Source organism: Blautia sp. AF19-1 (genome assembly GCF_003479155.1).
In the GTDB taxonomy this organism is placed as follows: Bacteria; Bacillota; Clostridia; order Lachnospirales; family Lachnospiraceae; genus Fusicatenibacter; species Fusicatenibacter saccharivorans.
This window is the reverse complement of record NZ_QUGQ01000005.1, coordinates 45,999-61,614: the sequence shown is the minus strand read 5'-3', so window position 1 is coordinate 61,614 and position 15,616 is coordinate 45,999. Positions and strand designations below refer to the sequence as shown.

Here is a 15,616-nt window from a genome sequence, read left to right as displayed (position 1 = left end):
AGGCGGTAAAATGACAGTCTGCCAGCTCTACGACAAGAAGAACAGCCAAAGAAAGAACATCAAGAGGGCTACTGAAAAAGGACGACAGTATCTTATGAACGCTCTGAAAAATGACCCATTGGGTATGAGGGCGATTGATACTGTTAAGCAGTCGGACGCTAAAGAATGGGCTATCAGAATGAGTGAAAAAGGATATTCCTATAAAACGATTGATAACTATAAGCGTTCCTTGAAAGCTTCATTTTACATGGCGATACAAGACGACTGTATCAGAAAGAACCCATTTGACTTTAAGCTAAGTGATGTTCTGGAAGATGATACGGAGCAGAAAGTTATCCTTACACCAGAGCAGGAAGAACGCCTGCTTGCCTTTATGGAAAAGGATAAGATTTACAGCAAGTATTATGATGAGGTTGTGCTTCTGCTGGAAACGGGACTTCGTATTTCTGAATTTTGCGGATTGACGACGCATATTGATATGCAGAACAGAATACTCAATATAGACCACCAGCTATTGAAAGATAGCGAAATGGGCTACTATATTGAAACACCAAAGACCAAAAACGGAAAACGGGAACTTCCATTGACAGAACGGGCTTATCAAGCAATCCAAAGAATACTAAAGAACAGAGGAAAAGCACAACCGCTGATTGTAGGTGGTTACAGCAATTTTCTATTCTTAAACCGTGAGGGCTTGCCTAAAGTTGCAGGAAACTATGAGGGCATGGTGCGAGGACTAATTAAAAAGTATAACAAGTATCACACGGATAAGTTACCGAACATCACACCACATTCATTCAGACATACTTATTGTACGAATATGGCAAATAGAGGAATGAACCCAAACACCCTGCAATATCTCATGGGACACGCTAACATAACTATGACACTTGGTTATTACGCACACGGTACATTTCAATCTGCAAAAGAAGAACTGGAAAGACTGGCTTGTTAATATCGGAGCTTATATTTACTACTCATTTACTACTTTTGGTTGCATTTTCATGCTGGTAAATGCCAGCTTATGCAAGGTATCTTCCAAAAAGAAAATACCGATAAAGCCCTAAAATACGGGATATATCGGCATTTACCAACTTATGAAAAGATAATCAGAAATTTAGTAAGTTTTTACAGATAAAAAATCCGAAGGTTTTTGACGCCTTCGGATTTCTTTGTATGTGCTTATTCTGTTTATTTCTCTTCTGCTTCTTCGGTATCTTCTGCCGATGCTTCTACGTTGTGGGAAGCCATCAGACTTACGACAATGGATTCCGGATTGGTCTTTATGGTGATATCCGGGTCAGCGGCCAAGGACAGATCTTTGACGCGGATGACATCACCGATCTTCATCTCTCCGACATCGACCATTACCTGATCGACCAGGGATGCCGGGTATGCCATGTAGGCAACCTCGTTCAGATCCTCCTGCAGAACGCCTTCTGCGATCTTTTCATGGTTTACAAGGACAATCTCTGCAACGGAATGAACTTTCTCGTTGCTGACCAGTGCCTGGAACTCGATCGAATCGATCTGTCCGGCTACCGGGTTATAATCAACATTTTTGATCAGGACATCGTATGCGGTTCCGTCGACATCCAGCATAATCTGGCTGCCTTTGTGGTCTGTCTTCAGCAGTTTCTCGATATCTCTTTTTACCATCTTAACTGGAATGGATTCTTTCATCTCTCTGCCGAATACATTGCCGACAACGTATCCTTCTCTTCTAAGTCTTTTTGCTTTTACATCCAAACTTCTCTTTTCAGCTTTTAAAGTATTCATTTACCTTTTCCTCCAAAAATCTGATTCTTAGCAGGCTTCTTATCTTGTGAAGGGTGTTAAGTTTGCTTTGCCTTGTGGCTATGAATAAGTTTCTTGGAACAGGATGTTTGGGAACATGCAAGGAAGAATTGGTTTCTTGTTGATTCCTTTTCTTTGTTCTAGATGTAATATAATACCACAAACACGATTTGTCAACCCGGATTTTCCGATTTCACAGTTTCTTCACATTTTCAGCACGCTTCCTTATATTCCATCAGTTTCTGGCGTGCTGTGCGGTTCAGACTGCGCGGTACAGCAATCTCAATCGTCGCATAATGATCACCGTGCACGTTCGCATCTTTCATCGATACCATGCCCTTGCCGCGCAGACGGAGCTTACTGCCGGACTGTGTTCCTTCCTTGATTTTGCAGACCACATCTCCGTACAGTGTCGAGACACGCGCTTCACCGCCAAAGACTGCCGTTGTGTATGGAATCTGAATCGTCGTGTAGATGTCCATTCCGCGCCGTTCAAAGCCTTTCTTTTCTTCTACATTGACCTTCAAAATCAGATCGCCGCGGCGGCCGTTTGATCCTGTATGGCCTTTGCCGCGCAGACGGATGCTCTTTCCGCTCTCGATACCGGCCGGGATTTTAACCAGCAGCGTATTGGTCGTTCCATCCGGGTTCCGCAGGGTAATCTGTTTTTCACAGCCCGATGCCGCTTCCTCCAGGCGGATCGAAACCTCAGCGTGCAGATCGAGATCCTCTGCCGTACCGCGGCCGGAAAATGCATCCTCAAACGGATGTCTGCTGCTTCCCGAACGCGTATACCGCTCGCTTCCGAATCCACGGCTTTTGCCATGAAACATCTGATCAAAGAAATCGCCGAACATATCGTCCGCGTTTCCTTCAAAGTGAAATTCGTGATAGCCGCCGTTGTTTCCGCTTCCGCCGAACGGGTTTCCATACGCACTGCCGTACGGATTTCCACCGCCCTGCTGGCTGTACGCGCTGGCTCCCTGGTCGAACGCCGCGAATCCGAACTGATCGTACATTTTCTTCTTTTCCGGATCGCTTAAGACAGAATACGCTTCTGTCACTTCCTTAAATTTCTTTTCCGCATCCGGGTTTCCCGCATTCGTATCGGGATGATATTTTTTCGCCAGTTTCCGGTATGCACGCTTGATTTCTTTCTCGTCTGCATTCCGGCTGACGCCTAATACTTCATAATAATCTCTTTTTGTTTCCATCATCAGGCACCTCCAGTCAAGCCTTTTCCTGATTTCCCAGGCGAACAATTCCTGGCTCTTTTTGTCTGTTCTATTTGTACTATAACACGCATTTTCCGCACTGTCAATTCTTTTCACGGAAGATTCAAAATTCCTATACGAATTGAAAAACCTGCCGTGCACTGTTACAATAAGAGATATACGATTCTCACGATTTTTTATGGAGGTACTTGATTGATGCATTCCATTTTCTGGTTCCGCACCCGGCAGTGGGTGTTGAGCCGCGTTCTTCATCTGACAGAGCATAAGAAACAGACACTCCTTGCAGCACCGGATGCCGTTCTGCTGCTCCCCACGTTATTCCGGAAACGCCGGATCTCCCGGATTCTCCTGGTGACTACCCCCGGCTTTGTCCGCCGCGGAACACTGACGTCTCTGCTGGACGGCTGTAAAAAAGAAAACATTTCCGTCACCATTTTCTCCGAAATCGCCCCGGATCCGCAGATTGAGAGCGTGGAACAGGGTTTCCGTCTTTATCAGCAGATTCAGGCGCAGGCTATCCTCGCCATCGGCGGCGGATCCGTTCTTGATGCAGCAAAGCTGATCGGTGCCCGCGTCTGCTGTCCGAAAAAGACGGTTCCTGCGATGCGGGGCCTCCTGAAAATCCGTCGGAAACTTCCGCCGCTGTTTGCCGTGCCGACGACAGCCGGAACCGGTTCGGAGGCAACGGCGGCAGCTGTCATCACAGACTGTATCGACGGGAAACCATACAAATACGCCGTCAATGACCTCTGTCTGATCCCGGATACGGCAGTTCTCGATCCGCGTCTTACAATCAGCCTCCCGTCCTCTATGACCGCAGATACCGGTATGGATGCCCTGACCCATGCCATGGAAGCTTTTCTGAACCTCTTCGCCTCCCGCAGCGTGCAGAATGCCTCCATCGAGGCAGTCTGCGAAAATTTCCATGCCCTGCCCGAAGCCTGGCGTGACGGCTCCCGTCTTGCCGCACGGCAGGAAATGCTTCATGCATCGTATCTGGCCGGTTTCGCTTTTACCAACAACTTTGTCGGCTACGTCCATGCCATCGCTCACGCCGTCGGTGCACTGTACCACATTCCGCACGGAAGAGCCAACGCGGTTCTGCTGCCTGCTGTTCTGCGCGAATACGGTTCCTGCATTGCGCCTAAACTTGCCGTTCTCGCCGATGCGCTTTCTCTCGGCGGAGATACCGTTTCTGAAAAGGCTGAGCGGATGATTGCAGCTATCGAGGCTATGCGCGATTCGTTTGACATCCCATCCACTCTGCCGCACCTTTCGCCGAATGATTACACAGAAATAGCACGCCGTGCTTTAAAAGAAGCAAATCCCACCTACCCTGTTCCGCAGATCTGGGATTCTGAAAAAATCTTTTCTGTGCTCCGCCGTGTACAATCCTAAAGCCGCTGTTTTCTCGAATTTAAATTTGACAGAACGCAAAAAACATGGTAATTTATTAGAGATATCGCATAGAGGAGTGAATAAAATGAATAAAAGAACCATGAAAAAAATGGCCAAAGCGAAACAGCAGGCTGCAGAAGCTGCAAAAACAGCGGAAACCGTTGTAAAGACAGCGGCACCGGCAAAAGAAGTAAAACCAACGACTGAAAAAACCTTACATACAGAAGCAGCAGAAGGAAAAGCAGAAGCTGCAAAAGAGCCGAAAAAAGCAACCAAAAAAGAAACCGTTAAAAAAACAGTAAAAAAGGAGAACACGGAAACCATGGCAGAAGCAACCAAAACCCCACGTAAAATGACAAAAGTATCTGATACCGTTCTTGAGATCTTCGAGACAAAAGTATCTATGAAAGACCTCGAAGCAGTCATCAAAAAAGAAGTAAAAGCAAACGGATTAAAAGGCGAGATCAAAATCTACCTGAACGCAGAGCAGAGAGCCGCTTACTACACCGTAGACGGACAGGGATCTGACGATTTCAAAGTAGATCTGACCACTCTTGCTGAATAATTTTTCTGTCAGCTGATCTATCAGAACAGACCAAAAGCGGCATGTCCGAAACAAAGTCTTCCGGATTTTGTTTCGGGCATGTTTTTTGCTGTCTGTTCCCAAACCAAAAAACGACAAGGTATTTTTCTATGAAAACTGTAAACCATCTCGGAACCGACCCGATCGGAAAGCTGGTTCCCCGTATTGCTTTTCCGAGCATGCTGGCACAGTTCGTGAGTGTTCTGTACAGCATTGTAGACCGTATGTACATCGGCCACATTGCCTCTGTCGGTGATCTGGCGCTCGCTGGTGTCGGCGTCTGCGGTCCCATTCTCACCATGATCGGCGCGTTCTCCTCCCTCATCGGGGTCGGCGGCGCACCGCTGCTCGGCATCCGGCTCGGAGAGAAAAATGAAAAAGAGGCATCCCGCATCCTGGCTAATGCGTTTCTGATGCTTGTTTCCCTGTCCCTCGTTCTGACAGCCGCTGCGCTTTTTTTTACCCGCCCGATGCTGATGGCATTCGGAGCCAGCACCGTTACGTATCCTTACGCCAGAGCCTATTTTATGATCTACGTTTCCGGCTCTGTGTTTGCGCTTTTATCGACCGGCCTGAACCAGTTTGTGATCTGCCAGGGCTTTGCCAGTGAGGGAATGAAATCTGTTCTGCTAGGCGCCGTCCTGAATCTGCTGCTGGACCCTGTGTTTATCTTCGTTCTGCATCTCGGCGTGCGCGGCGCGGCAATTGCAACCGTGCTCTCCCAGATCGCAAGCTGTCTGTATATGCTGCATATTCTGTTCGGAAAGACGATTCCGATCCGCATCACCTTCGGCGGGTATTCATTTGCAATCATGAAACGCATTCTGACAGTCGGTTTTACTCCGTTTCTAATCATTGCCATCGACAATGTGATGATCATTGCGATGAACGCCGTCCTGCAGCAATATGCACCCGCCGGACAGGGAGACAGCTTCATCACCTGTGCAACGATCGTTCAGAGCTTTATGCTGATTATTACGATACCGCTCGGCGGAATCAGCGGCGGAACGCAGTCAATCCTCGCATACAATTATGGAGCTGGAAATTCCAGGCGTATTCTTGAGGCACAGAAAACCATCATCGCACTCTGTGCCGGATTTACGACCTTGATGTTCCTCGTCTCCAATGCCGCCGGAACACTGTTTGCGCAGCTTTTTACTTCCGATCCGCAGATCGTCTCGATGGTGGTCCGCGCGATTCATATTTCGACACTCTCAGTCATTCCGCTCGGCATTCAGTACGAGATTGTAGACGGCTTTACTGCAATGGGCTGCGTGCGCTATTCGTTTGCACTCTCCTTCTTCCGGAAATTCGTCTACTTTACCGCTCTGTTTCTTCTGCCGCGGTTCTTTGCACTGGAAAACATCTTCTACGTGGAACCTATTTCCGACCTGATCGGGCCGGTTGTCTCAATGATTGTTTACTGGACTTCGATTCAGAAGATTCTGAAACAGCGGGAAGAGGCGGTACGGCTGATGCACACAAAAAAAGCATAAAAAATCTCATATCAAAAAAGCTGTTCTTTTCCGCGGAGTTTTCAAAACTCTCACCAGAAAAGAACAGCTTTTTCTGCTTCTGTTAAAATGTCTTCGGCATCGGAACGGTTTCCTGTACTTTCAGACCGTATTTTGCTGCCAGCTGCAGTGCCTTCTGTTCCGTCTCCGGATTCCAGACGGCTTTCGGCGTATGGGCATCACAGCCGAAAACGGCGGTGTTTCCTTCTTCGCCGGCGATCTTCCAGAACTTCTCGTTCGGATACCATCTTTCTTCCATCAGACCAAGGAAATTGATCTCCAGCGGAATGTTTCTCTTTTTCACCTCACGGCAGAGTCTCCGGTATTCCCGGTCGAACACTGCTTCGTCGCCGTTGAATAAAAAGAGATCCGGGTGTGCCAGATACAGGTATTTTCCGGTATCGATGCCTGCCAGGCACTGGTCCACATACTGTTTCAGGTAGCTTCCGTCTGTTGTTCCATGGCCGCTGTAGAGAATCTTTTCGATCTCATTTCCCAGGCTGTGCTGGCCAAGCACAAAGTACTCAAACGGATAGTCCGACAAAAAATCAATCAGCTGATCCCAGAATCTCGGGAAATACTCTGTTTCGAGTCCGAGATGGATTTCAATATCCTTGTCATACTCTTTTTTCAATGCCAGCACGGTGTCTACATAGCCTTCCACCTGATCGAGCCGCATCCGCATGCCGGAATCGTAGCCGTCCGGGAACGGATAAGGCGAATGGTCGGAAAAACCGAGAATTTTAAGGCCGCCCTCAATCGCGCGCTCCACATACTCCCGCTCCGTTCCGTCCGCATGGCGGCACCGCCATGTATGGGTATGGTAATTTGCAATCATGATCTGTAACCTTCTTTATTTTGTATCTTATTCTGCTGCTTCTTTGGAGATATCCGTTCCAAAATATTTTTCCGAAAGCTCTGTCAGTGTTCCGTCTTCTGCGAGCTCGCCAAGTGCTTTGTTGACTGCCTCAAGCAGCGTCTTGGTCTCATCGCCTTTTTTCATCGGAATACCGACTTTTGTGGATTCCGGATCGAGACATGCAATTTTGATCTCTGCATCCGGGTGTGCTTTCATATAATCGTAATACGTTACCTCTGCGTTCAGAGTTGCATCGATACGGCCGCTTAAGAGAAGCTCGAAAGTCTGCTCCAGATCGTCAACACCGGTAACGGCTGCGCCATATTTCTCGGCAACTTCTGCATACGTACTGGAAATGGTGTTCGCAGTGCTCTTTCCGTCGAGATCCTCCATGGACTGGATTTCATCGTTAGCAGAGTTTACGATAACAGCGGTGCGGTTGTATGCGTATGGATCGGAAAAGCTGTATTTCTCAGCGCGCTCCTCTGTGATATCTACGCCGTTTACCATGATATCGTACCGGCCGGAATCGATTCCTGCAAGAAGGCCGTCCCACTCACCCTCTACAAAGGTTGCTTTCACGCCGAGTTTCTCTGCGATCTGCTGTGCCACTTCTACGTCATAGCCGACCAGGTTGTCGTCCTCATCGTGATACGTCCACGGTGCCCAGGTTCCTTCCATTGCCACAACGATCTCACCCTTGCTCTGGATCTGCTCTAAAAGATCCCCAGACGCACTTGCAGAAGATGCTGATGAAGAGGAAGAAGCACTTCTGTTATCTGCCGTGCTGTTTCCGCATCCGGTCAGTAAAAAGGATGATGTCAGGATACCTGCCAGAAATACTGCTGCCATTTTCTTTTTCATAATATTCGCCACTCCTTTTTTGTTTTGTTCTGGAAGAAGCTGCCTTTGCTTCTTCTGTTTTCTTTATTGCAAACTGTCCGGATTCCGTGCTCCGGGCAGGATTTGCCGCTTTGCGGGATACCTTACTCGTAATGCTGTTCAATATTCTGCAAAAATGTTCTCGTCCGCTCTTCCCGCGGATTTGCGAAAAATTCCTTCGACGGACCTTCCTCAACGACAACGCCGTTTTCCATAAAGACAACTTTGTTCGAAACGTTTCTTGCAAAGCCCATCTCATGCGTGACAACGAGCATTGTCATTCCCTCTTTGGCAAGCTGGCGCATAACACCAAGCACCTCGCCGGTCAGCTCCGGGTCGAGTGCTGAGGTTGGCTCATCAAAATAGATAATTTCCGGATCGGTTGCCAGTGCACGGGCGATTGCCACCCTCTGCTGCTGTCCGCCGGAAAGCTGATGCGGATAGTAGTCCGCACGGTCCAGCATGCCTACTTTTTCAAGCGCTGCACGCGCTTTTTCCTCCGCCCTGGTTTTTGGCATTTTTCTGCCGATGATCAGGCCCTCGGTTACGTTATGAAGGGCTGTTTTGTTCAGGAACAGGTTATAGTTCTGAAATACAAATGCGGTTTTCTGACGGATCGCCGCGATATCTTTTTTGCTGATGTTGTGGAACGGATATTCTTTCCCGTCAAAAATCAGGCTGCCGCCGTCCGCATGCTCCAGAAAGTTGACACAGCGCAGCATCGTCGTTTTTCCCGAACCGCTCGGACCGAGGATTGCAACAACATCGCCCTGGTTTACTTTTAAATCTACACCTTTTAACACTTCCAGGCTGCCGAACGCTTTCTTTAATCCTTTGATTTCCAGCATGGCTTATTCCCCTTTTTTCTGATATGTACTCAGTTTCTTCTCTCCGATTCCCTGCAGCTTCGTGAGCACGGTGGAGAACAGCAGGTAGATCAGTCCTACTTCAATATACAGTGCCAGCGGTTCATGGGTGCGCGCTACAATCCGCTGCGTTACCATAAACATCTCCGTTACGGTGATATTTGCGGCAAGGGAAGTATCCTTTACCATGGCGATCAGAGAGTTGGAAAGCGGCGGGAACGCGGTGCGCATCGCCTGCGGAAGGATAATTCTCCGCATGATCTGCAGATACGACATGCCGACACAGTAGCCGGCTTCGAGCTGGCCTGCCGGAACGGCTTCCAGGGCCGCACGCATCGTCTCGGCACTGTAGGCGCCCTCATTCAGGGAAAAGACGAGAACTGCCGCCGGAAACGGATCGATCAGAATACCGGCGCGCGGAAGTCCGTAAAACACAACGAAAAGCTGGACCAGAAGCGGGGTTCCGCGGAAAATCCAGATATAGAAACGTGCAATCTGACGAAGGCCTTTGATGTTTGCAAACTGTACCATAGCCATTGCCGTCGCAATTACAAGTGCAATGGAAAACGAGATTACAGTAAGCGGAATCGTCACCTTAAGGCCCGGCAGAAAGATTTTCCAAAAAGAATCCAGAAGAATATTCCATAATCTTTCGCTCATTTCGATATATCCCCCTTTTTTACATTTTCCTAGATAGGATAACACTTCAAGTCCGCTTCAAGTCAAGTGTTTTTTCATATACCCCTCCCCCGCATGCAAGAATCCCCGGGAAACACGTTTTTCAACGGCCCCGGGGACTCTTATTTATGATTGGTTTTAAGAGGAAGGATCTTGTCTTTTTTTATGGTATGATGTTATTTACTGCTTAGTCCTGTGTCACATTAAATGCTCTTGCACCAGGGTATACAGCGGCCGTTCCAAGTTCTTCTTCGATTCGGAGAAGCTGGTTGTATTTTGCAACACGCTCGGTACGGCTCGGTGCACCGGTCTTGATCTGGCAGGTGTTCAGGGCAACCGCCAGGTCTGCGATGGTGGTATCCTCGGTCTCACCGGAACGGTGGGAGGAAATTGCGGTGTAGCCTGCTTTGTGAGCCATTTTGATTGCCTCAAGGGTCTCAGATACAGAACCGATCTGGTTCAGTTTGATCAGGATGGAATTTCCGCAGCCAAGGGAGATACCTTTTGCCAGACGCTCAGTATTGGTTACAAACAGGTCGTCACCGACAAGCTGTACTTTTCCGCCAAGCTCTGCGGTCAGCTCTTTCCAGCCTTCCCAGTCTTCTTCATCCAGAGCATCCTCGATGGAGATGATCGGGTATTTCTCTACCAGTGCTTTCCAGTGAGCGATCAGCTCTTTGGAAGTAAATACAGTGCCGGCTTTCGGCAGTTTGTATTCCCCCTTGGTACCTGTCTTCCACTCGGAGGAAGCAGCATCCATCGCGATCTTGAAGTCTCTGCCTGGCTCATAGCCTGCTTTTTTCACTGCCTCAAGAATGGTCTCGATGGCTTCTTCATCGGATTTCAGAGCCGGTGCAAAACCGCCTTCATCTCCAACCGATGTTGCCAGTCCGCGCTCTTTTAAGATGGCAGCCAGTGCATGGAAGACCTCAGCGCACCATCTTAAGCACTCTTTGAAAGAAGATGCTCCAACCGGCATGATCATGAACTCCTGTACATCCAGGCCGGAAGAAAGTGCGTGACATCCGCCGTTGATGATGTTCATCATCGGAACCGGCAGACGATTTCCGGAAACGCCGCCGAAGAAGCGGTACAGCGGAATCTCAAGTGCGTTTGCTGCTGCTCTTGCGCAGGCAATGGATACAGCCAGAATGGCATTTGCACCCAGGCGGGATTTATCTTTTGTTCCGTCCGCATCGATCATAGCTTTATCTACAGCGTAGGTATCGGATGCATCCATACCTTTTAAGGTATCGTTGATGACGGTGTTGATGTTTTCTACTGCTTTCTGCACACCTTTTCCAAGGTATCTTGCTTTATCTCCATCTCGTAATTCCAGTGCCTCAAACTCACCGGTAGATGCGCCGCTTGGTGCCATGCCGCGTCCTACAACGCCTCCTGCAAGAACAACCTCAGCTTCTACGGTTGGGTTTCCTCTGGAATCCAGAATTTCTCTTCCTTTTACTTCCTCAATTTTCAGGCTCTTCACTTTTCGTGTGCTCCTTTCTCGTTTGTTTCTGGAGTTTCCCGCCTGCGAAGTGTCCAGGATCCGCAGACGGGAGATAACAATGATTGATTCACTTTGGTTAGCCTTTACTAACTATAATTCATTATAACTAATTTTTTAAAAATTGCAAGTGGGTAAAGTGATACTTTTTCTCAGAAATGCAAAAAGTTTTTCTGTTCTTATTTTTCCTGTTTAAATGCCTCTTCCAGCGTATGCCATCCAAGCACTGCACATTTCACTCTTGCCGGCATGTGGGAGATGTCTTTCAGCGCACCAGCCTCCTCGAGTTCGTCAATCTCCTCGTCGGATGCTTCTCCTTTGATCATGCGCAGAAACAGATTTCCTAGGCGCAGTGCCTCGTCCTTCGTCTTTCCGATGATCATGCCGAGCATAATGTCCGCCGATGCCTGCGAAATCGCACAGCCGTCGCCCACGAACGCACCGTCCGTGATCACATCGCCGTCGACTTTTAATTTCAGCCAGATATCATCGCCGCAGCTTGGGTTGACGCCCTCGAGTACGATGTCCGCATCCGGCAGATCATGCTTGAATTCCGGACGCAGATTGTGCTCCGTCAAAATTTCGTTATAAAATCCTCTACTCTCCATAGCCCATTCTCCTTCTGATTGTGGATACACTTTCGATCAGTGCATCAATCTCTTCCGGTGTATTATAAAACATCATGCTGGCTCTTGTCGAGCTTCGGACGCCAAGATATTCCAGAAGCGGCTGTGCACAGTGGTAGCCTGCCCGCACATCGATGCCGTCAGAAGAAAGAATTTCGCTCACATCGTGCGGATGCACGCCGTCAATCGTAAACGAAACGATGCCCGTGTGATTGGCCGGATCTTTGGAACCGAGGATATGAACGTACGGCAGCGCGCCGAGTCCTTCCATAGCACGTTGCGTCAGTTCCAGCTCTTTTTTCTGGATATAATCAAATCCTTTTTCCTGCAGATACCGGATCGCTGCGGCCAGCCCCACCGCACCGGCTGCATTTACCGTTCCCGCCTCAAATTTCTGCGGAACCGGTGCAAAAACGGCTCCGTCGCGGTGAACGGAATCGATCATCTCGCCTCCGGTTAAAAACGGCGGCATTTTTTCCAGCAGTTCCCGTTTTCCATACAGACAGCCGATTCCCATCGGGCCCATCAGCTTATGGCCGGAAAAGGCGAGAAAATCTGCATCCAGCGCCTGTACGTCGACCGGCATATGCGGAACGCTCTGGGCGCCGTCCACAACGACAACGGCTCCCACGCGGTGCGCCATCTCCGTGATTTTCTGGAGCGGATTCACGCAGCCGAGCACATTCGATACCTGCGCAACAGCCACAAGACGTGTTCTCTCATTAATGCCCTTTTGGAGCTCCTCATCGGTCAGCTCGCCCTCACTGGTACATTCCAGATAATAGAGCTTCGCCCCAGTCATACGCGACACCATCTGCCACGGAAGCAGATTGCTGTGATGCTCCATGATTGTTACAGCGATCTCGTCGCCTTCCTTTAAAAAGTTCAGGCCATAGCTGTATGCCACAAGGTTCAGGCTTTCCGTTGTATTCCGGGTAAAAATAATCTCCTCCGGCTCTTCTGCATGAATAAACTCCTGTACGGTCTTCCTTGCCTCCTGATAGCTCTCCGTCGCCTCCAGGCTTAAAGGATAGAAGCCTCGCAGAGGATTTGCATTTTTCTGTTCGTAAAATTCCTGTACTGCAGCAAGAACGCATGACGGGCGCTGTGCCGTCGCCGCGTTGTCCAGATAGATCGTGTCCATTTGCTGCAGAAGCGGGAAATTTTTTCTGATGTTATCTGTTGTCACGGTCAAGCACCTCCGCAAGCTGTGTTTTTACTTTCTGTTCGATGTCCGCATCGCCGATCTTCTGGATTTTTGCTTCCAGTTTCGCCCGCGCTATCGTATTTTCTGCCTGTGTACGGTCCATGCCGCGCGCACCGAAGTAAAACAGTGTCTCTTCATCGAGTTCTCCGATTGCCGCGCCGTGGCTTCCCTGTACGTTTTCCTCTGCACAGAGGATCACAGGAATCGTCTTGTTGACTACATCATCGCCGAGCAGCAATACCTGTTCTGTCTCTGCTCCGACGGAATCTGCCGAACCGCGCACAAAGTCGATTGTGCCGCGGAAGATCTTTTCCGCCGCATCCATCAGCGTTCCGTCTGCCTGGATCGTGCTCTTGGTTACTTTTCCGAAGTGGCGCACATTCAGATTGACATCAAATTTCTGCTGATTCTGCAGAAGATAGCCGATTTCTGCCTGCAGTGATGCATGATCCTTCTGCAGTTCGGTCCAGATACCGTCATAGACATCGCCTTTTCCGACAACAACCTGTAAAAGATCCAGTGCACCATTTTCCTCGCAGATGCATCCGACATCATTTAAAAGCTCCTGTCCCTCACCGCGCATCATCACCTGCACGAGCCGGATGCGGCTGTTTTTTTTCGCGTAAAGTTCTGTCCGCACCGCGAGCTGTCCCGCTGCCTGTGCCGGTTCAAATACCTCGAAAACGGTAAGGGAAGCTCCCTCTTCTGCCGCCGCGCGGATCTTTCCGGATGAAACCTTCTCTTTTCCCTGTCCGATGGAAAGCGTGACCTGTTTCGTCTGCCCCTCCTTTGCAGAGACACTCCAGTTTTTCGTCTGCTCCGGTGCAAAAAGGACATCCGTCTCTTTTCCTGCCCCGGTATTCATAGCTTCCGGAAAACCCGTTATCTCATCATCCGCAGACAGCTCTTCCGCGCAGATTTCACACGGCGCACCCGCCGCCCATTTTACTTTTGTATCATTTAATCCCAGCCAGTACCATGTTTTCGATGGAAGCTGGTTGATTTTCATGCTGTTCTGTTCTTCCATGTGTCTGGCCTCCTTATCCAATGCTGCCCTTCATCTCGAGGCGGATCAGATTGTTCATCTCCACCGCGTACTCCAGCGGCAGTTCTTTTGAAACATCATCCGCGAATCCGCTGACGATGCACGCTCTCGCATCCTCTTCCGTCATGCCGCGCGACATCAGATAAAAGACGGCTTCATCGCTGATGCTTCCGATCTGTGCTTCATGGCCGATGTTCGCATCTTTTGTACGGATATCCATCGCCGGAATCGTGTCCGACCGGGAGATATCATCGAGCATCAGAGACTGGCAGGAAACGGCTGATTTCGTGTTCTTTGCCGCTTTTGTTGCAGAGACTGACGAACGGAAGGTGCTGATGCCGCCGTCCTTCGAGATCGATTTCGTGTTAATATAGGAACTCGTATCCGGCGCGCTGTGGACAACCTTCGCTCCGGTATCGAGATTCTGGCCCTTACCGGCGAACGTGATGCCGGTAAATTCCATCTTTGCGCCTCTTCCTTTCAGCACGCTCATCGGGTACAGGTAGGAAACGTGGGAGCCGAATGAACCGGAAACCCACTCGATTTTTCCGCCCTCCTCGACCTGCGCGCGCTTCGTGTTCAGGTTGTACATATTCTTCGACCAGTTTTCAATCGTAGAATAACGGAGTCTTGCATTCTTTCCGACAAACAGCTCCACACATCCGGCATGGAGGTTGGCCACATTGTATTTCGGTGCGGAACAGCCCTCGATAAAGTGAAGGTCCGCGTCCTCATCGACAATAATCAGCGTATGCTCGAACTGGCCTGCGCCCGGCGCATTCAGACGGAAATACGACTGCAGCGGGATTTCCACGGAAACCCCCTTCGGCACATAGACAAACGAACCGCCGGACCAGACGGCTCCGTGCAGTGCGGCAAATTTGTGGTCGGTCGGTTTCACCAGTTTCATAAAGTGTTTCCGCACCATATCCGCGTACTCACCATGCAGCGCACTCTCCATATCGGTATAGACAACACCCTGCGCCGCAACTTCCGCGCGGACGTTGTGATAGACCAGCTCCGAATCATACTGTGCGCCCACGCCGGCGAGTGATTTCCGCTCTGCCTGCGGGATGCCGAGACGCTCAAACGTATTTTTGATGTCATCCGGCACATCGGACCACTTTGCTTTCATTTTCGTATTCGGGCGGACATACGTTACGATGTCATCCATGTTCAGACCCTCAATCGACGGACCCCAATCCGGAATCGGCATCTGGTTGTAGATCTGTAAAGAATGCAGACGGAACAACTGCATCCAGGCAGGGTCTTTCTTCTCATCCGAAATTTTCTGTACAATTTCCGGCGTCAGGCCGGCTTTTACTTTATAGGCATCCTTTTCATCGTCTTTGAAATCATAGATGCTTCGGTCAATATCCTCTACATAACTTTTTTCTCTCACAGCGTTTTCATCCTTTC

Annotated in this window: 15 protein-coding genes; 4 read left to right on the top strand and 11 right to left on the bottom strand. The window is 49.4% G+C overall.

The window, feature by feature from the left end:
* Window positions 1–955 (top strand): tyrosine-type recombinase/integrase (locus DWX26_RS04475; RefSeq protein ID WP_243030526.1); only part of this gene is annotated, 955 nt, incomplete at its 5' end.
* 236 nt (window positions 956–1,191) lie between these two features.
* Here DWX26_RS04475 and DWX26_RS04470 read toward each other — a convergent pair.
* Together DWX26_RS04470 and DWX26_RS04465 are read right to left on the bottom strand one after the other, a co-directional pair.
* The gene (locus DWX26_RS04470) at window positions 1,192–1,779 is read right to left on the bottom strand and encodes a 50S ribosomal protein L25 (RefSeq protein WP_118600932.1); all 588 of its coding nucleotides are present in this window, start codon (window positions 1,777–1,779) and stop codon (window positions 1,192–1,194) included.
* Between the two features lie 230 nt (window positions 1,780–2,009).
* The gene (locus tag DWX26_RS04465) at window positions 2,010–3,011 is read right to left on the bottom strand and encodes a DnaJ C-terminal domain-containing protein (RefSeq protein WP_118600988.1); all 1,002 of its coding nucleotides are present in this window, start codon (window positions 3,009–3,011) and stop codon (window positions 2,010–2,012) included.
* A 216-nt stretch (window positions 3,012–3,227) separates the two neighbouring features.
* On the opposite strand from DWX26_RS04465, the gene DWX26_RS04460 reads away from it, so the two are divergent.
* The 3 genes from DWX26_RS04460 (at window position 3,228) to DWX26_RS04450 (ending at window position 6,509) form a co-directional block, all read left to right on the top strand.
* Entirely contained in the window at window positions 3,228–4,430 is a 1,203-nt protein-coding gene (locus tag DWX26_RS04460) for an iron-containing alcohol dehydrogenase (protein ID WP_117508955.1), read from the top strand.
* 85 nt (window positions 4,431–4,515) lie between these two features.
* Window positions 4,516–4,995, top strand: coding sequence for a DUF6465 family protein (locus tag DWX26_RS04455; RefSeq protein WP_117508956.1), 480 nt, complete (start codon window positions 4,516–4,518; stop codon window positions 4,993–4,995).
* Between the two features lie 128 nt (window positions 4,996–5,123).
* A complete protein-coding gene (locus DWX26_RS04450; protein ID WP_118600931.1) occupies window positions 5,124–6,509 on the top strand; it encodes an MATE family efflux transporter in 1,386 nt (461 codons plus the stop codon).
* An 82-nt stretch (window positions 6,510–6,591) separates the two neighbouring features.
* On the opposite strand, the gene DWX26_RS04445 is transcribed toward DWX26_RS04450, so the two are convergent.
* The 9 genes from DWX26_RS04445 to sufB form a co-directional block, all read right to left on the bottom strand.
* Window positions 6,592–7,365: a histidinol-phosphatase gene (locus tag DWX26_RS04445; protein WP_055217914.1), complete on the bottom strand. Its 774-nt coding sequence runs from the start codon at window positions 7,363–7,365 to the stop codon at window positions 6,592–6,594.
* A 27-nt stretch (window positions 7,366–7,392) separates the two neighbouring features.
* Window positions 7,393–8,250 carry a transporter substrate-binding domain-containing protein gene (locus tag DWX26_RS04440; protein ID WP_118600930.1) on the bottom strand — a complete coding sequence of 286 codons (858 nt, stop codon included), beginning with the start codon at window positions 8,248–8,250 and terminating at the stop codon, window positions 7,393–7,395.
* Between the two features lie 122 nt (window positions 8,251–8,372).
* Window positions 8,373–9,116, bottom strand: a complete 744-nt coding sequence (locus DWX26_RS04435) for an amino acid ABC transporter ATP-binding protein (RefSeq protein WP_022462788.1) — start codon at window positions 9,114–9,116, stop codon at window positions 8,373–8,375.
* Window positions 9,117–9,119: 3 nt separating this feature from the next.
* Complete coding sequence (locus DWX26_RS04430; protein ID WP_022462789.1) at window positions 9,120–9,794, bottom strand: amino acid ABC transporter permease; 675 nt, start codon at window positions 9,792–9,794, stop codon at window positions 9,120–9,122.
* A 205-nt stretch (window positions 9,795–9,999) separates the two neighbouring features.
* Complete coding sequence (gene eno, locus DWX26_RS04425) at window positions 10,000–11,301, bottom strand: phosphopyruvate hydratase (RefSeq protein ID WP_055217920.1); 1,302 nt, start codon at window positions 11,299–11,301, stop codon at window positions 10,000–10,002.
* Between the two features lie 197 nt (window positions 11,302–11,498).
* Window positions 11,499–11,927: a Fe-S cluster assembly sulfur transfer protein SufU gene (gene sufU, locus DWX26_RS04420; RefSeq protein ID WP_055217922.1), complete on the bottom strand. Its 429-nt coding sequence runs from the start codon at window positions 11,925–11,927 to the stop codon at window positions 11,499–11,501.
* Window positions 11,917–13,134 carry an aminotransferase class V-fold PLP-dependent enzyme gene (locus DWX26_RS04415; RefSeq protein ID WP_118600929.1) on the bottom strand — a complete coding sequence of 406 codons (1,218 nt, stop codon included), beginning with the start codon at window positions 13,132–13,134 and terminating at the stop codon, window positions 11,917–11,919. The genes sufU and DWX26_RS04415 overlap by 11 nt, the downstream gene beginning before the upstream one ends.
* Complete coding sequence (locus DWX26_RS04410; protein WP_118600928.1) at window positions 13,121–14,179, bottom strand: SufB/SufD family protein; 1,059 nt, start codon at window positions 14,177–14,179, stop codon at window positions 13,121–13,123. Before DWX26_RS04410 ends, DWX26_RS04415 begins: the two co-directional genes overlap by 14 nt.
* Before the next feature lie 13 nt (window positions 14,180–14,192).
* A complete protein-coding gene (gene sufB, locus DWX26_RS04405; RefSeq protein WP_055267873.1) occupies window positions 14,193–15,599 on the bottom strand; it encodes a Fe-S cluster assembly protein SufB in 1,407 nt (468 codons plus the stop codon).
* Window positions 15,600–15,616: the final 17 nt, after the last annotated feature.